Annotated in this window: 14 protein-coding genes; 6 read left to right on the forward strand and 8 right to left on the reverse strand. The window is 69.1% G+C overall.

Going from position 1 to position 17,285, the window contains the following annotated elements:
• Positions 1-153 precede the first annotated feature (153 nt).
• A complete protein-coding gene (locus tag ACF8O7_RS02425) occupies positions 154-1,458 on the reverse strand; it encodes a DUF445 domain-containing protein (protein ID WP_074920757.1) in 1,305 nt (434 codons plus the stop codon).
• 120 nt (positions 1,459-1,578) lie between these two features.
• Here ACF8O7_RS02425 and ACF8O7_RS02430 point away from each other — a divergent pair, with 120 nt between their 5' ends.
• The gene (locus tag ACF8O7_RS02430) at positions 1,579-1,836 is read left to right on the forward strand and encodes a DUF3297 family protein (RefSeq protein ID WP_016446670.1); all 258 of its coding nucleotides are present in this window, start codon (positions 1,579-1,581) and stop codon (positions 1,834-1,836) included.
• A gap of 123 nt (positions 1,837-1,959) precedes the next feature.
• On the opposite strand, the gene hmpA is transcribed toward ACF8O7_RS02430, so the two are convergent.
• Entirely contained in the window at positions 1,960-3,186 is a 1,227-nt protein-coding gene (gene hmpA, locus ACF8O7_RS02435) for an NO-inducible flavohemoprotein (protein WP_126311204.1), read from the reverse strand.
• Between the two features lie 120 nt (positions 3,187-3,306).
• On the opposite strand from hmpA, the gene norR reads away from it, so the two are divergent.
• The gene (gene norR, locus ACF8O7_RS02440; protein ID WP_126311202.1) at positions 3,307-4,890 is read left to right on the forward strand and encodes a nitric oxide reductase transcriptional regulator NorR; all 1,584 of its coding nucleotides are present in this window, start codon (positions 3,307-3,309) and stop codon (positions 4,888-4,890) included.
• Here the strand turns inward: norR and ACF8O7_RS02445 are convergent.
• From ACF8O7_RS02445 to ACF8O7_RS02465, 5 genes are all read right to left on the reverse strand, one after another.
• Entirely contained in the window at positions 4,874-5,794 is a 921-nt protein-coding gene (locus tag ACF8O7_RS02445; RefSeq protein WP_126311200.1) for a DMT family transporter, read from the reverse strand. The genes norR and ACF8O7_RS02445 overlap by 17 nt on opposite strands.
• A gap of 88 nt (positions 5,795-5,882) precedes the next feature.
• Entirely contained in the window at positions 5,883-6,302 is a 420-nt protein-coding gene (locus tag ACF8O7_RS02450) for an FKBP-type peptidyl-prolyl cis-trans isomerase (protein WP_012203006.1), read from the reverse strand.
• Between the two features lie 38 nt (positions 6,303-6,340).
• Positions 6,341-7,483, reverse strand: a complete 1,143-nt coding sequence (locus ACF8O7_RS02455) for an alanine--glyoxylate aminotransferase family protein (protein WP_012203005.1) — start codon at positions 7,481-7,483, stop codon at positions 6,341-6,343.
• Positions 7,484-7,585: 102 nt separating this feature from the next.
• Positions 7,586-10,879: a carboxyl transferase domain-containing protein gene (locus ACF8O7_RS02460; protein ID WP_280047563.1), complete on the reverse strand. Its 3,294-nt coding sequence runs from the start codon at positions 10,877-10,879 to the stop codon at positions 7,586-7,588.
• A 16-nt stretch (positions 10,880-10,895) separates the two neighbouring features.
• The gene (locus ACF8O7_RS02465; RefSeq protein WP_126311197.1) at positions 10,896-12,491 is read right to left on the reverse strand and encodes an AMP-binding protein; all 1,596 of its coding nucleotides are present in this window, start codon (positions 12,489-12,491) and stop codon (positions 10,896-10,898) included.
• Positions 12,492-12,650: 159 nt separating this feature from the next.
• Between ACF8O7_RS02465 and ACF8O7_RS02470 the strand changes: the two genes are divergently transcribed.
• Positions 12,651-13,373 carry a TetR/AcrR family transcriptional regulator gene (locus tag ACF8O7_RS02470; protein WP_016446678.1) on the forward strand — a complete coding sequence of 241 codons (723 nt, stop codon included), beginning with the start codon at positions 12,651-12,653 and terminating at the stop codon, positions 13,371-13,373.
• A gap of 26 nt (positions 13,374-13,399) precedes the next feature.
• Complete coding sequence (locus tag ACF8O7_RS02475; RefSeq protein WP_016446679.1) at positions 13,400-14,683, forward strand: branched-chain amino acid ABC transporter substrate-binding protein; 1,284 nt, start codon at positions 13,400-13,402, stop codon at positions 14,681-14,683.
• A 53-nt stretch (positions 14,684-14,736) separates the two neighbouring features.
• Here the strand turns inward: ACF8O7_RS02475 and ACF8O7_RS02480 are convergent, their stop codons facing one another.
• The gene (locus tag ACF8O7_RS02480; protein ID WP_016450722.1) at positions 14,737-15,462 is read right to left on the reverse strand and encodes a YggS family pyridoxal phosphate-dependent enzyme; all 726 of its coding nucleotides are present in this window, start codon (positions 15,460-15,462) and stop codon (positions 14,737-14,739) included.
• Positions 15,463-15,499: 37 nt separating this feature from the next.
• Here ACF8O7_RS02480 and ACF8O7_RS02485 point away from each other — a divergent pair, with 37 nt between their 5' ends.
• Positions 15,500-16,543 (forward strand): type IV pilus twitching motility protein PilT, encoded by a 1,044-nt coding sequence (locus tag ACF8O7_RS02485; RefSeq protein WP_016450723.1) that lies wholly within the window; start codon positions 15,500-15,502, stop codon positions 16,541-16,543.
• A gap of 31 nt (positions 16,544-16,574) precedes the next feature.
• Complete coding sequence (locus tag ACF8O7_RS02490) at positions 16,575-17,207, forward strand: cyclic nucleotide-binding domain-containing protein (RefSeq protein WP_016450724.1); 633 nt, start codon at positions 16,575-16,577, stop codon at positions 17,205-17,207.
• Positions 17,208-17,285: the final 78 nt, after the last annotated feature.

The following is a 17,285-nucleotide window of genomic DNA, read 5'->3' on the forward strand; positions in this document are numbered from 1 at the left end:
GATGCTGAATGTTGCCTTGTTCATCAATGACATGCAGGGCCGCCAGTGCCCGGGCGCGTGCAGCGCCCGGCACGATTCACGGCGTTCCGGCGAACACGGCGGCTTTGTAAAGTTGGCCCGATGTGGCCGGCATGCAACATCCTGATACGAAGATCAGGACCACAGCCGCCCCGCATTGGAGACCAGGAACAGCAGCAGCCCCACGGCACCGCCGACCACGGTGCCATTGATGCGGATGTACTGCAGGTCCTTGCCGATGTGCAGCTCGATCAGCTCGGACAGCTCGCGCGCATCCCAGCGCCGCACGGTGTCGGCGATGTGCTGGGCCAGGAACTGCGAGACATCGGGCGCCAGCGCCTGGGCCCAGCGCTTGAGGCGTTCGTTCATGGAGTGGCGCAGCGCCTCGTCATGCGCCAGCGACTGGCCCAGCCAGCGGCCCATGGCGGCGGTCTTGCGCGCCACCTGCGAATGCTCGTTGGCCAGGTCGGCCTGCAGCCTGGCGCGCAGGCCCAGCCACAGCGCCCGCAGGTAGCCGGCCAGCTTCTCGTCGTGCAGCAGGTAGTCGCGCAGGCGCTCGGCGCGATCGGCCATGGCCGGGTCGGACTGCAGCCGGTCAATCAGCCGCTGCACGGAGGCATCGAACGCCTTGCGCATGTGGTGCCCGGGATCGCTGGCGATGTCCTGCAGCAGGCTGTCCAGCGCCCCGGCGATGGCCGTGGCACCCTTGTCGCCGAGCCAGTCCGTGGGCAGCATCTTCTCCTTGAGCGGATGCTCGCGCTTGAGCCACAGCACGATGGTCCGGGCGATCAGCACATGGGTCTCGGATTCGCGCAGCACGCCGCTGACGCGCGCCAGCACATCGTCGAGCACGGCCTGGTGGCGCCCGTCCTGGGTCAGGCCCGACAGCAGGTCCGCCGCCGCGCGGGGCAGGTCCAGATGCTCCAGCAAGGCCTTGAACGAGTGCGAGAGAAAGCGCTCCACCTGCCGGTCCTGCACCATCTCCAGCGCCGCCAGCGCCAGCCGCGCCACCTGCCGCCCCAGCAGCGTGCTGTTGGCCGGTGAGGTCAGCCAGCCCGCCAGCACGCGCGCGGGATCGTGGCGCTCGATCAGCGCCACCAGCGAAGGCCCGTCCAGGAACTTGTCGCGCACGAAATTCGCCAGGTTCAGCCCGATGCGGTCCTTGTTGCGCGGAATGATGGCCGTGTGGCGCCCGACCACGGGCAGCGGAATGTGCCGGAACAGGGCAGACACTGCAAACCAGTCGGCCAGCGCGCCGACCAGCGAGGCCTCGGTCACGGCCTTGATGCAGGCCAGCCACAGCGGCACCTGCTGCCAGTGCGCTGCCGCCACCGACGAGGCCACGAAGCCCAGCGCCATGAGCAGCAGCAACGCCAGCGGCAGGCGCTTGGCCGACTTCAGTGTTTGACGTTGCTCTGGCGACAGCATGGAGCGCAGCATACGACGCCCGCCGGGCCCCGCGTGGCGATGCCTGCCGCCAATGCCTGTCAGCCAGCGCCTGACCCCGGATTGCGCGGACAATACCGGCTTTCTTCAGAACCCTCTTGCGAGAACAAGACCATGACCGACGCCAACGCATCCGCCGAGCGCCCCGCCCTGCCCGACCACCTGTCCATCGACCCGCGCAGCCCGCACCACGTGGCGGCCGTGTTCGAGCACGACATCGGCATCCGCTTCAACGGCAAGGAGCGGTTCGACGTGGAGGAGTATTGCGTGAGCGAGGGATGGATCAAGGTGCCCGCGGGCAAGACGGTGGATCGCAAGGGCAGGCCCTTGCTGATCAAGCTCAAGGGCACCGTGCAAGCCTTCTACCGCTGAGCCTTCGGACCTTGTCGCGCCTCTTGCCACAGAGGTGCTACAAGGGGCGCGACAAGGGCGCGACAAAGGCATGCCAGGGGTGCGGCAGAGCCAGGAACCACCCAGGGCAGGCTCCGGCAAAGCCTACTGGAGCGCCTCGGCCGGCCCAAAAAACTCATACCGCACCTGCTCCTGCGGCACCCCCAGGGCCTTCAACGATTCCTTCACCGACCGCATGAACGGCCGAGGCCCCAGGAAGTAGACATCGGCATCCACGGCGGGCAGCCATTCACCCAGCTGGCGGGCGGTCAGCAGGCCCTGCGCATCGACCCCATCGCCCTCCTCCGCCCGGTCATAGCAGTAGTAACGGGTGAGCTGCGGATGCACGGCAGCCAGCGCATCCACATGCTCGCGGAAGGCATGCACCCCGCGCTCGCGTGCGCAGTGGATGAAGACCACGGGCCGCCGGGTCGGCAAGGCCGCGTCCAGCATGGGCAGGGTCGGCGTGATGCCCACGCCGCCGCTGATCAGCACCAGCGGGCGCTCGCCGGGCTGCAGCGTGAAGTGGCCTGCGGGCGGGAACAGCTGCAGCGTGTCGCCGACCCGGACCCGGTCGTGCAGGAAGTTGGAGACCTTGCCACCCGCCTCGCGCTTGACGCTGATGCGCAGGCTGCGCCCGTCTGCGGGTGCGGACAGGGAGTAGTTGCGCCGCTGCTCCTGGCCGTCCACCACCAGGCGCAGGCCGATGTACTGGCCGGGCTGGTGGGCGATCACGGGGCCGCCGTCGGCGGGCACCAGGTAGAAGGACGTGATCTCGGCGCTTTCCTGCACCTTGTCCTCGACCACGAAGGCGCGCTCGCCGCGCCAGCCGCCTTCGGCCGCCGCCGTGCGGTCATAGGCCTGGCGCTCGGCGCCGATCAGGATGTCGGCCAGCTGCTGGTAGGCGGCGCCCCAGGCGGCTATGACCTCGTCGGTGGCGATCTCGGCGCCCAGCACTTCGCGGATGGCGCGCAGCAGGCAGGTGCCGACGATGGGGTAGTGCTCGGGCTGCACCTGCAGCGCAACGTGCTTGTTGATGATCTGCGCGGGCAGGTCGCCCAGGGCGTCCAGCCGGTCGATGTGCCTGGCGTACATGAGCACGCTGTAGGCCAGGGCACGCGGCTGGGCGCCGCTTTGCTGGTGGGCCATGTTGAACAGGGCGCGCACCTCGGGGTACTCGCCCAGCATGGTTTGGTAGAAATGCGTGATCAGCGCTTCGCCGCCGGTTTCAAGCAGCGGAACGGTGGATTGGACGATGGCACGTTGGCGGTCGGTCAGCACGGAAAACTCCTTGGGTACGGGAACGGACATGCCCGGTGCGATGTCGGACATACCTTGACAAAGGCAAGGGCCGTGCCAGTCCCGCGACCCTTGAAGAACAAGGGCTTGGCGTTTCATGCGTCAATATGACTCCCGTCAAATCGAGTCCTTTTGACAGCTATCGCAGTCTTTATGACCACATCCACCGCCCTGCACGCCCTCACCCCCCTGGTGGCCGACCTGGCCCAGGACCTGCCTGAGCGCGAGCGCTTTCGCCGCCTGCTGGCAGCCCTGCGCGCCGTGCTGCCGGCCGATGCCGCCGCCCTGCTGCGCCTGGAAGGCGAGTGGCTGCGGCCCGTGGCCATCGACGGCCTGGTGCCCGATGCGCTGGGCCGGCGCTTTCGCATTGCCGAGCACCCGCGCTTCGCCCAGCTGCTGGCCGCGGGCCAGGCCATGCGCTTTGCGCCAGACAGCCCGCTGCCCGATCCCTATGACGGCCTGGTGGCCCAGGGCCACGGGCCGCTGGAGGTGCACGACTGCATGGGCTGCGTGCTGCAGACCGGCGGCCTGCCCTGGGGCCTTCTCACGCTGGACGCGCTGGACCCGGGGCGCTTTGCCGACCCGGCCGCGCTGGCGGCGCTGCAGGCCTTCAGCAACCTGGCGGCGGCCACCGTGACCACGGCCGAGCGGCTGCGCCGGTTGGCGCGCAGTGCGCGCGCCCTGCCCGCACCCGGCGCCGCCCCGGGGGGCGATTCATCGCGTCCGCTGATCGGCCAGAGCCCGGCCATGCGCGCGCTGCAAAAGGACATCGCCCTGGTCGCGGCCAGCGACCTCAATGTGCTGATCACGGGCGAGACCGGCACGGGCAAGGAACTGGTGGCCCAGGCCGTGCATGCGCAGTCGGCGCGCGCGGGCCGGGCGCTAGTCAGCATCAACTGCGCAGCCCTGCCCGACAACCTGGTCGAAAGCGAGCTGTTCGGCCATGTGCGCGGCGCCTTCACGGGCGCGCTGTCCGAGCGCAGCGGCAAGTTCGAGCAGGCCGACCAGGGCACGCTGTTCCTGGACGAAGTGGGCGAGCTGTCCCTGCCCGTGCAGGCCAAGCTGCTGCGCGTGCTGCAAAGCGGCCAGCTGCAGCGCCTGGGCTCGGACCGAGAACACCATGTGGACGTGCGCGTGATCGCCGCCACCAACCGCGACCCGGCCGCCGAGGTGGCGGCCGGCCGCATGCGCGCCGATTTCTTCCACCGCCTGAGCGTCTACCCGCTGCGCGTGCCCGCGCTGCGCGAGCGCGACAGCGACGTGCTGATGCTGGCCGGCTTCTTCCTCGAGGAAAACCGCTCGCGCCTGGGCCTGGGCGGACTGCGCCTGCACCCCGCTGCGCAATCGGCCTTGCTGGCCCAGGACTGGCCCGGCAATGTCCGGGAGCTGGAGCACCTCATCAGCCGCGGCGTGCTGCGGGCGCTCAGCCGTGCGCCCTCCGGCAATCCGGCCGGTAGCCGGGCACGCATGGTCACGCTGGGGCAGGCCGATCTCTGGGATGACGCGCAGCCCCCGGCGACGGCCACCCCGACCCTGCCCGTCCCACAGGCCGCATCGCCCGGCGCCAGCCCCCAAGGCCTGCGCAATGCCGTGGAGAGCTACGAGCGCCAGCTGATTGAGGCCAGCCTGCAGCGCCACCACGGTAGCTGGGCCGCCGCCGCACGCGAGCTGCAGATGGACCGCGCCAACCTGCAGCGGCTGGCGCGGCGGCTGGGACTGGTCAGGCAGGACGCCTGAGCGACTTCAGCCACCCATACCCGCTCACCAGCAGCACCCCCGCCAGCACCATCAGTGCCCCGGCCAGGAAGTTGGGCTCGATGGGCTCGCTGAGCAGCCAGGCACCGAAGACCACGCCGAAGATGGGCGTCATGAACGAGAACACGCCCAGGCGCGAGGCCAGGTATTGCGTGAGCAGCCAGAACCAGACCAGGAAGCTCACGAAGCAGACCAGCACGGACTGGAAGGCCAGGCCGGCCCAGGCCAGCGGCGTGGGCTCGAAGCGGGTCTGGCCCAGCAGGAAGGCGGCGGGCAGCAGCAGCGCAAAGCCGGTGGCCAGCTGGTAGAGCAGGGTCTGCGCGGCGGGCAGCGATGCCAGCCGCGTGGTGCGGATGGCCACCGTGGTGGCGCCCCAGGCCACGCCGGCGGCCAGCGCCAGCAGGTCGCCCAGCAGCATGGCGGCGCCGGCTGCCTTCGAAGGCTTGCCGCCGCCCAGGAAGGCCAGCGCTATGCCGGCAAAGGCCAGTGCGATGCCCAGCCATTGCAGCGGCGCCAGGCGCTCCGAGGGCAGCTTCCAATGCAGGCCCAGCGCCGCGAACACGGGGGCGGAATACAGGAAGACCACCACATGGGCGGCCGAGGTGTGGTTGATGCTCTCGCCCACCAGCAGGAATTCCAGCGCAAACAGCGTGCCCACGGCCAGGCCCGGGCGCCAGCTGCCGTCGCCCCACTGCACGCGCATGCCGCGCCAGCGCATGAACAGCCACACCAGCACGGCGCCCACGCCCGAGCGCAGCGCGATCTGCAGCGTGGGCGCGATGGCATCGGCCGTGGCCTTGAGCAGGATCTGCTGCAGGCTCCAGATCAGGCACAGCATGAGCATCAGCGCGGCGGCGCGCGCGTCCAGCGGTTTGCGTGGGTCCACGACGTCTTCCTTTCAGCGACCGTGAAAAAGCCGGCCCGCAGGCCGGCTTCGCATCAGGCGGGGGATGGCCCGGCCAGCGGGCCGGCCATCACTTGATGCCCAGCAGTTCCACCTCGAAGTTCAGCGTGGCGTTGGGCGGGATCACGCTGCCCGCGCCACGGCTGCCGTAGGCGATGGAGGGCGGGCAGGTCAGCTTGGCCTTGCCGCCGACCTTCATCTTCTGCACGCCTTCGGTCCAGCAGGGAATCACGCCGGTCAAAGGGAACTCGATGGGCTGGCCACGTGTGATGGAGCTGTCGAAGTCCTTGCCCGTGTCGGGGAAGTAGCCGCGGTAGTGCACGCGCACCGTGTCGCTGGCCTTGGGGCTGGCGCCCGTGCCTTCCTTGAGGCTTTCATAGACCAGGCCGCTGGCCGTGGTGACGGGTTCAGCCGCATGGGCCGCCACGCCGGTCATTGCGGCGAGCATCAGGCCGCAGGAGGCGGCCAGGGTGGTGAGGGTCTTGTTCATGAGGGCTCTTTCAATGCAATGTTTGCAGCGGGTTCGGTTCACGCCTTGGCGGGGACACCGATGTCGTCCAGCGCTTTGGCGATGTGGCCGACGGTGCGGTCCACGTTATGCCATTTTTCCAGGCCGAACAGGCCGATGCGGAAGGTCTTGAAGTCCGGGCCTTCGTCGCACTGCAGGGGCACGCCCGAGGCGGTCTGCAGGCCGGCTTCCATGAACTTCTTGCCGCTCTGGATGCCGGGGTCGGTGGTGTAGCTGACGACCACGCCGGGGGCCTTCCAGCCTTCGGCCGCCACGCTGGGAAAGCCGCGCGACTCCAGCAGGGCGCGCACCTTGGCGCCCAGGGCGATCTGCTCGTCGCGCACCTTGGCGAAGCCGTAGGCGCGCGTCTCCAGCATCACGTCGCGCAGGCGGACCAGGGCGTCGGTGGGCATGGTGGTGTGGTAGGCGTGCTGGCCTTTTTCGTAGCCCTCGGCAATCTGCATCCACTTCTTGAGGTCGCAGGAGAAGCTGGAGCTTTGCGTGTGCTCGATGGCTTCGCGCGCGCGCTGCGAGAGCATGACCATGGCGCAGCACGGCGAGCTGCTCCAGCCCTTTTGCGGCGCGCTGATCAGCACGTCCACGCCGGTCTTTTCCATGTCCACCCACATGGCGCCCGAGGCCACGCAGTCCAGCACGAAGAGCGCACCCACCTCGTGCGCGGCATCGGCCACGGCGCGCAGGTAGCTGTCGCTGAGGATGATGCCGCTGGCCGTCTCCACATGGGGCGCGAACACGACCTTGGGCTTCTCGGTGCGGATGGCGGCGGCCACGTCCTCGGCCGCGCAAGGCGCCCAGGGGTCCTGGCTGCCCGGGCCCTGGCGGCGGGCCTTGCAGACCACGGCGCCACCGCCCAGGCCGCCTTCCTCGAAGATCTGGGTCCAGCGGTAGCTGAACCAGCCGTTGCGCACGATGAGCACCTTTTCGCGGTTGGCGAACTGGCGCGCCACGGCCTCCATGCCGAAGGTGCCGCTGCCCGGCACCAGCACGGCCGTGTGGGCGTGGTAGACCTCCTGCAGCGTGGTGAGGATGTCCTGCATCACGCCCGCGAAGCGCTTGGACATGTGGTTGAGCGCGCGGTCGGTGTAGACCACCGAGAATTCGAGCAGGCCGTCGGGATCGATATCGGGCAGAAGTCCGGGCATGGGAAGGTCTCCAAAGGCAGCGGGGCCCGCTTGAGCGGGCCCGCCATCGTGTTCGTCGAAAAGAGGATCAGCTTAGCACGCCGCCTGCAGCGTTTTCAGGGCCTACCAGGTGTCCACGAAGCCCGCCTGGGCGGGTGCCACGCGCGCCCCCGCCAGGCCGCGCGACAGCCAGACGCGCGTGTCGGCGGGGTCGATGACGGCGTCGATCTCCAGCGTGCCGGCCATGTGCATGGCCTCGCCGTGGGCGTACTGCTGGGCCAGCAGCCGGTCGAACAGGGCGTTGCGTTCGGCGCCCTCGGGCAGGGCCTGCAGTTCCTTGCGAAAGCCCAGGCGCACGGCGCCTTCCAGACCCATGGCGCCGAACTCGCCCGTGGGCCAGGCCACGTTGAACACCGGCGCATGGAAGCTGCCCGCCGTCATGCCCATGGCCCCCAGGCCGTAGCCCTTGCGCAGCACCACGCTGAAATACGGCACGCGCAGCTTGGCCGCCGTGACGAACAGGCGGCTGACATGGCGCACCTGGGCGGTCTTCTCGATCTCGGGGCCGACCATGAAGCCCGGCGTGTCCACCAGGCTCACGATGGGCAGGCCATGGGCGTTGCACAGCTGCATGAAGCGCGCGGCCTTGTCGGCCGCATCGGCGTCGATGGCACCGCCCAGGTGGGAGGGGTTGTTGGCCATCAGCCCCACGGGCCGGCCTTCGATGCGCGCCAGCGCCGTGTGGATGCCTGCGCCAAAGCCCGTGCGCAGCAGCAGCAGGCTGCCTTCGTCCACCAGATGCGCCATGGCCGCACGCGTGTCGTAGGCACGCAGCCGGTTCTCGGGCACCACATGGCGCAGGGCGCGCGTGTCGGGCGCGGTCCACTCCGTGGTGCGGCCCTGGAAGAAGGACAGGTAGTGGCGCGCGGCGGCCACGGCCTGGGCCTCGTCCTCGACCAGCACGTCGATCACGCCATTGGCATGCTGGATGCCGCTGGGTCCTATCTCTTCAGGGCGGAACACGCCCAGGCCGCCACCCTCGATCATGGCTGGCCCGCCCATGCCGATGGTGCTGGCGCGCGTGGCGATGATGACGTCGCTGCAGCCCAGCAGGGCTGCATTGCCCGCAAAGCAGCGGCCGTGTGCAATGCCGATCACCGGCACCTGGCCCGACAGTGCCGCATAGGCCGCGAAGGTGTGCACATGCAGGCCGGCGACCACGGGCGTGTCGGTATCGCCGGGCCGCCCGCCGCCGCCTTCGGCGAACAGCACCACGGGCAGCTTCTGGGCCAGCGCAATGCCCAGCATGCGGTCGGTCTTGGCATGGTTGCGCGCGCCCTGGGTGCCGGCCAGCACGGTGGCGTCATAGGACATGACGACGGCGCGCGAGCGCTCCTGGCCGAACTGCGCGCCGTTGATGGAGCCCATGCCCGTGACCATGCCGTCGGCCGGCGTGTTGGCGATCAGGTCGTCCATGCTGCGTCGGCGCGTCTGCGCGGCAATGGCCAGCGCACCGTATTCGATGAAGCTGCCTGCGTCGCAAAGATCGGCGATGTTCTCGCGCGCGCTGCGGCCGCCCTGGGCATGGCGTTTGGCCATGGCCTCGGGCCGGGCGGTGTCCAGCGTGAAGGCATGGCGGTCGATGACGCGGCGCAGGTCGGCGCGGATGTGGTCCGGGTCCTGGGCGATCTGCTGCGCGCGTGCGTCGGCCTGCACGCCTTCGGCGGCGGCCAGCACCAGCAGGGGCTGGTCCTGGGCCACATAGGCACCGGCCTCGGCCAGCAGTTGCGTGATGGCGCCGGCCTGCGGCGCCAGCAGCACATGCTCCATCTTCATGGCTTCGAGCACGCCCAGCTCGGCACCTGCGGACACTGCATCGCCCACGGCCACGCTCCACTGCACGATGCGTGCGGGCATGGGGGCCGTGATGGCGCCTTCGGGGACGGGCGCGCCAGCAGCCTCGGCAGTCATCGCAACATCGGCGGCCACGGCCGTGCGGCGCGCGCCTTCGGCCAGCGCCTGGGCGTCCGCCACCAATTCTGGAAGGGTCTCTTCAAGCCAGCGTGTGTGCACGGCCTGCGACGCCATCTCGGGCCGGCCGGCCAGCGCCTGCAGCAGCGGCAGGTTGGTGGCCAGCCCGTCGATGCGGCATTCGTCCAGCGCGCGGCGTGCGCGGCGCAGCACGTCTTCGAAGCGCGGCCCGCTGCTGTGCACGATGAGCTTGGCCAGCAGCGTGTCGTAGTGCGGCGAGGGGCTGGCGCCCGCCGCCGCATGCGTGTCGATGCGGATGCCGGGGCCGGCCGGCCACTGCAGTGCGCCTATGCGTCCGCTGCCGGGGCGCGAATGGCCTGCGGCATCCAGCGTCTCGGCATTGATGCGCCACTGCATGGCATAGCCGCGCGGCGCGGGGGGTGTCCTGGCATCCAGGCCCAGCTCGCCCAGGTGATCGCCCGCCGCAATGCGGATCTGGGCCTGCACCAGGTCGATGCCGAAGACTTCCTCGGTGATGGTGTGCTCCACCTGCAGGCGCGGGTTGGCCTCGATGAACACATAGGGCAGGGAGTCGGAGGCGGCATCGACCAGGAATTCGAAGGTGCCCAGGCTCTCGTAGCCGATCTCGGCGGCCATGCGCAGCGCGTCGCGCGTGATGCGCTCGCGCAGCGGCTGCGCCAGGCTGGGGCTGGGCGCGATCTCCACCAGCTTCTGGAAGCGCCGCTGCAGCGTGCATTCGCGCTCGCCCAGCGCGATGGGGCCTGCGCCGCCGTCGCCCAGGATCTGCACCTCGATATGGCGCGCGCCCGTCATCAGACGCTCCACATAGACACCGTCCACGCCGAAGGCGGCGCGCGCCTCGCTGCGGCAGCGCTCGTAGGCAGCGGGCAGGTCCTCGGCACGCGCCACGGCGCGCATGCCGCGCCCGCCGCCGCCGCCGATGGCCTTGACCATGATGCCGCTGGCGCCCCCGGCCTGCTGCGCCTCGAAGAAGGCCTGGGCCTGTTCCAGCGTGACGGCCTCGCTGCTGCCCGGCATCAGCGGCACGCCGCAGCGGCGCGCCAGATCGCGTGCGCGGGCCTTGTCGCCCAGCAGCGCCAGGTGCTCCGGCGCGGGGCCGATGAAGCGCAGGCCCGCGTCGGCGCAGGCCTGGGCAAAGCCGGCGTTCTCGCTGAGAAAGCCGTAGCCCGGATGGATGCCGTCGCAGCCGTGCTCGCGCGCAATGCGCAGCAGGTGGGCGCCGTCCAGGTAGGCCGAGGGGCCGCTGGCGTCCAGGGGCACGGCTGCATCGGCAGCGGATACATGGGGCGCCTGCGCATCGTCTGCGGCAAAGACGGCCAGGCTGGGCACACCCAGCTCGCGCAGCGCGCGCACGATGCGCAGCGCGATCTCGCCGCGGTTGGCAATCAGGATCTTCTGGAACATGGGACTTCGGTCTTTCTCATTGATCGCGCAGCAAGCGACGCAGCACCTTGCCTGCGCCGGTGGCGGGCAGCGCCTCGATGAAACGCACCTCGCGCGGCGCCTTGTAGCTGGCCATGTTCTCGCGCGACCACTGCACCAGGTCCTCGGCCGCGATCTGCTGGCCCGGCCGCGTGACGATGAAGGCGCGCACGACCTCGCCCTTTTGCGGGTCGGGCACACCGATCACGGCGGCCTGGGCCACGGCCGGATGCTTGATGAGGATGGCCTCCACCTCCTCGGGGAAGACGCTGTAGCCCGAGACCTTGATCATTTCCTTGAAGCGGCCGATGAAGGTCAGGTAGCCCTCGGCGTCCAAGTGGCCCATGTCGCCCGTGTGGACCCAGCCGTTCTTCAGGGTCCTGGCCGTGGCCTCGGGCTTGTTCCAGTAGCCCTTGAAGTTGCCGGGGCCGCGGATGGTGATCTCGCCCACTTCGCCGGCCGGCAGCGGCTCGCCGGTCTCGGGGTCGATGATGCGCACCTCGTTGCCGGGCAGCGGCTTGCCGTGCGTGCCCCAGCGGATGGCATCGCCGGGCATGGTGGTGTCCATGGTGTGGGTCTCGCTGAGGCCGTAGGCCGCCTCGCTGGAGATGCAGTTCGGGGTGAAGCGCCTCCACTGCCGCGCCAGCTCCTCGGTGTAGGCAATGCCGAAGCTGGTCACCGTGTTGCGGCGCAGCGCGGAAAAGTCCATGGCCTCCACGCCCGGCAGCTGCATCACGGCCACGTTCATGGGCGCGATGCTGTACCACCAGGTCACGCGGTAGCGCTCCAGGGCCTGGGCCACGGCCAGCGGGTCGAAGCGGTGCAGCAGCACGCAGGTGGCGCCGCTGTGCACGGGCATGTTCACGCCCATGGACATGCCGGCAATGTGATAGAGCGGCGCCACGGCCAGCAGCATGTCGCCGGCGTTCACGCCCGTGGCGCTGGAGGCGCCGGCCGTCTTGCTGGCCGCGTTGCCGTAGCTGAGCATGGCGCCCTTGGGCAGGCCCGTGGTGCCCGAGGTATAGGTCATCAGCGAGACATCGTCCATGGCGACATCGACGGGCACGGGCTTGGCGCCGCTGTGCATGACATCCCAGAACGATTCCACGCCCTCGGGCAGCGGCTGCACGGGGACCTGCAGTTCGGGCGGCAGCGCCAGCGTGGCCGATTCAGGAAGCCAGTCGCCATAACGCACGGCCAGCACATGCCTGAGCGCCGTACTGGCGCGCACCTTGTCCACCACGGGCAGCAGCACATCGGCCGCGACGATGACGCGGGCCTGGAGGTCATCGAGCTGGTATTGCAGCTCATGCTCCTTGTTCAGCGGCCCGCAGGGGCAGACGATGGCGCCGACCTTCTGGATGCCGTAGTGCGCCACGATGTACTGCGGGCAGTTGTTCATGAACAGCGCCACGGGCTCTCCCCGGCCCACGCCCAGCGCCTGCAGCCGCGCGGCAAAGGCGTCGCTGGCCGCATCCATCTCGGCCCAGCTGATGTGGCGGCCATACCAGATGTAGGCGTCGCGGCCGGGGTGGTTGCGCGCATTGCGGCGCAGGGCCTCATGCAGGGGAATGAGGGTCTCGGAATCCGCCATGCTTGTCTCCTGGGTGTCTGGCCATCCCGGAACCAGTCCTAAGGGATAGCCTTGATTTGTTTTGGGGTCCAGCGGCTTGCCAATATATACCCGCTGGTAGAACATTGCTACCCATCGGTATAACCATCGCAGCCACCGACGCGACACGAGATTTCCCGCATGCCCAAGCCCCCTGTCACCCCGCGCGGCCGCCAGCGCCTTCCCACGGCCGGCTCCGATGAAAAGCGCGAACGCATCCTCAAGGCGGCCGAAGCCCTGTTCGACCGCAACGGCTACGCCAACACCACGATGGAGCAGATCGTCCAGGCCCTGGGCGTGACCAAGCCCTTCGTCTACTACTACTTCCGCAACAAGCAGGAGATCTTCGAGACCCTGTGCTGGGCGCCCACCGAGGCCTGCTTCACGGTGCTGGACTTCGCAGCCGACGATCCGCGCGCCGCGCACGAGAAGGCCGTGGACGGCCTGCAGCGCCTGATCGCGGCCACCATTGCCCACTACCCTGCGGCCTTTTTTCCCTACCGCGAGCCCCAGGCGTTCAGCCCGGCGTACATGAAGGCCTCGCGCACGCTGGCGCGCCAGTTCTACCGTCAGTTCTGCGCGCTGCTCGAAGAAGGCCGCGCCAGCGGCCACCTGGACTTTCGCGAGACACGCATCACCGCCCAGGCCGCCTGCAGCCTGCCGGGCTTTCTCTACAACTGGTACCGCCCCGGCGGCCGCCTGGGCACGGCCGAGATGGTGGCCGAGCTGACCGAGCTGGCCAGCCGCGTGCTGGGCCTGCGCACGGCGCCAGCCACCGCGCCCGAAGCCATTGCCGCATCCCCCGCGAAAAAGACGCCTGCACGGCGCAGCCGGCCCCGGGCCGAGCCGCCCGGCAAGGACTGACGACCATTCCTTCGAGGAGACAAGACATGCCGATCCGCCGCCATTGCATCCGACGATATTCCCAGCCATCCATGGCACTCGCCGCCGCCCTGCTGTGCGCCACGGCCGCCCACGCCCAGGGCGGCGAGACCTTCAAGATCGCCTTCATCGACCCGCTGTCCGGCCCCTTCGTCAGCACGGGCGAGCTGATGCGCGACCACGTGCAATACGCGGTCGAGGACGTGAACGCCAAGGGCGGGCTGTTCAACGGCGCGAAGCTGCAGCTGCTGCAGTTCGACAGCAAGCTCTCGGCCCAGGAAAGCCAGGCCGCGCTGCAGGCGGCCCTAGACCAGGGCGCGCGCGTGGTGGTGACCGGGGGATCGGGCTCGTCGGTGGTGGCAGCCCTGGTGCAGGCGGCCTCGCGCCACAACCAGCGCAATCCGGGCAAGGAGGTGCTGGTGCTCAACCACTCCTCCATCGACCCCGAGCTGACGGGCAAGGCCTGCAGCTTCTGGCATTTCATGTTCGATGCCAACACCGCCATGCGCATGCAGGCGATTGCCAGCTACATCAAGACCCAGCCGGGCATCCGCAAGGTCTACCTGCTCAACCAGGACTACGCCCACGGCAAGCAGTGGGCGGCCTACGGGCGCCAGATGGTGAGCGCGGCCCGGCCCGACATCCAGTTCACGGGCGAGATGCTGCACCCCATAGGCCGCGTCAAGGACTTCGCGCCCTACGTGGCCAAGATCAAGGAAACGGGTGCGGACTCGGTGATCACGGGCAACTGGGGGCAGGACCTGACCCTGCTGCTCAAGTCGGCGGCCGACTCGGGCTATGACCTGCGCTACTTCAACCACAGCGCAGGCGGCATGCCGGGCACGGTGACATCCTTCGCCCAGACCCGCATCGGCCAGCTGACCTGGGTGGCCGAATGGCACCCGGGCCAGGCCGGCCGCCCGCTGGCCGACGCCCGCGCCCAGGAATACAAGGCCCGCATGGGCAAGGACTTCCTGGCCCCGCGCATGGACCTGGTGCCGCGCATGCTGGCCGCCGCCATGGCCAAGGCACAGTCCACCGAACCTGTGAAGATCGCGCTGGCCCTGGAGGACCTGCAGATGGACACCGTGGTAGGCCCCGTGCGCATGCGCGGCAAGGACCACCAGCTGCTGCTGCCCCAGGTGGTCAACACCATCGCGCCCGTGGATGGCAAGCTGGTCAAGACCGGCTGGGAAGGCACGAACTACGGCTTTCGCACCGACGCCGTCTACACGCCCGAGCAGGTGGAGCTGCCCACGGACTGCCAGATGAAGCGGCCCGGCAGCCGCTGAGGCTGAGGCTGAGGCTGAGGCTGAGGCTGAGTATCCCGCCAGCTACGCCCCGCTCAGCGCGGGGCGTAGTTTCTCTGGCCGAAGATGCCGCTGCCCACGCGCACCATGGTCGATCCGGCGGCCACGGCCGCTTCCAGGTCGCCCGTCATCCCCATGGATACCGTGTCGAAGCGTTCCAGCCCCGGCAGGCCGCTGGCGCGGATCTGCGCGAACACGGCCGTGGCGCGGGCATGCACCTCGCGCTGGGCCTCGAAGCCCGGCACATCGTCGGGAATGCTCATCACGCCGCGCAGCACCAGGCGCGGCAGCTGCACGATGGCGGCGGCCAGCTCCAGCGCCTGCTGAGGCGCCACGCCGGCCTTGGTCTCACCGCCATCCACGTTCAGCTGGATGCAGACCTGCAGCGGCGCCAGGCCTTCGGGGCGCTGGGCCGACAGGCGTTCGGCGATCTTCAGGCGGTCCACGGTCTGGGCCCAATCGAAATGCTCGGCCACCAGGCGCGTCTTGTTGCTCTGGATGGGGCCTATGCAATGCCATTGCAGGGCCTCGCCGCCCGGCAGGCCCATGGCGCGCACGGCGGCGATCTTGTCCACGCCTTCCTGAATGTAGTTCTCGCCAAAGCTGCGCTCGCCGGCCAGCACGGCCTCGCGCACGGCGTCGGCGCCGAAGGTCTTGGAGACGGACAGCAACTGCACCGAGCCGGCCGCCCGGCCCGCCTGCGCGCAGGCCGAGGCAATCCGTTCGTGAATCTGTTGAAGCTTGTTTTCAATCGTCGTCATAATTGCCCCCAGCGTACCAAACGAGGGAGCGAACTCCGTGGACATCACCCAATTGCTGGCTTTCAGCGTCAAGAACAAGGCCTCCGACCTGCACCTGTCCGCGGGGCTTCCGCCGATGATCCGCGTGCACGGCGATGTGCGCCGCATCAATGTCGATCCGCTGGACCACAAGACTGTCCACGCCATGGTCTACGACATCATGAGCGACTCCCAGCGCAAGGCCTACGAGGAGTTCCTGGAGGTGGACTTCTCGTTCGAGATCGAGGGCCTGGCGCGCTTTCGTGTCAACGCCTTCAACCAGTACCGGGGCGCGGCCGCCGTCTTCCGTACCATTCCCAGCAAGATCCTGACGCTGGAGCAGCTCAACGCGCCGCGCATCTTCGCCGACCTGGCCCTGAAGCCGCGCGGCCTGGTGCTGGTGACCGGCCCCACGGGCTCGGGCAAGTCCACCACGCTGGCCGGCATGGTCAACCACCTCAACGAGACCGAGTACGGCCACATCCTGACGGTGGAGGACCCCATCGAATTCGTGCACGACTCCAAGAAGTGCCTGATCAACCAGCGCGAGGTCGGGCCGATGACGCAGTCGTTCTCGGCCGCCCTGCGCTCGGCGCTGCGCGAGGACCCGGACGCCATCCTGGTGGGCGAAATGCGTGACCTCGAAACCATTCGCCTGGCCATGACCGCGGCCGAGACGGGCCACCTGGTCTTCGGCACCCTGCACACCTCCAGCGCCGCCAAGACCATCGACCGCATCATCGACGTCTTCCCGGCCGAGGAAAAGGAGATGGTGCGCGCCATGCTTTCCGAATCGCTGCAGGCCGTGATCTCGCAGACGCTGTGCAAGACCAAGGACGGCCAGGGCCGCATCGCGGCCCACGAGATCATGCTGGGCACCAGCGCCATCCGCAACCTGATCCGCGAGGCCAAGGTGGCCCAGATGTACTCCACCATCCAGACGAGTCAGAATGTGGGCATGCAGACGCTGGACCAGAACCTGACCGATCTGGTGCGGCGCAACCTGATCAGCCCGGCCGAAGCGCGCGCCAAGGCCAAGATACCGGACAACTTCCCGGGCTGACCGCCACCGGCCCAGCCTCTCGCCACGCGCCATGAAAAGCATTTTCCGCAAGCTGCGAAGCGGCCAGGACCCTTCGGCCCCGGCCTCCGAGTCGGCCTTCTTCACGACCACGCTGGCGGCGCATGGCTTCATGGACCCGCACACGCCTCCCGTTCCCTGGGAGGCGCGCGCCATCGAGGTGGGCGCCACGCGGCTGCCGCGCGGCAGCGTCACCCAGCTGGAGCAGCTGTGGTCGCGCGACCGCTACCTGGGCCAGCTTGACGCCGCCAGCCTGCACCGGCTGAGCGAATACTTCATCTACGCGGCCGTGGCGCCGCAGCGCGACGTGATCCGCCAGGAGGAGAACGGCAGCTTCATGGCGGTGGTGCTGTCCGGCCAGATCGCCGTGGAGCGCCAGCAGCCCTGGGGCGAGCGCATGCGCCTGGCGCAGACACGGCCCGGCGACATCCTCGGCGAGATGTCGCTGCTCGACGGCGGGCCGCGCTTTTCCAGCTGCACCACGCTGACCGACTGCGAGATCGGCGTGCTCAGCGCCGAGGCGCTGGACGAAATGATGGTCAAGGATGCCGCGCTGGCCGCCAAGCTGATGGCGCTGCTGGCGCGCAAGCTCTCGTTCCGGCTGCGTGCCATCAGCGTGCGCCTGGGCGAGGAGCAGCACACTTAGATGGCGAATGAGTCGAATATGAGGACGCCTGGCCCATCCGGGCCGGACCGGACCACCTGCACATAACAAAACAACCTG

Origin of the sequence: Delftia sp. WSY_16 (genome assembly GCF_043104415.1) — a bacterium.
Taxonomy (GTDB): domain Bacteria; phylum Pseudomonadota; class Gammaproteobacteria; order Burkholderiales; family Burkholderiaceae_C; genus Comamonas; species Comamonas tsuruhatensis.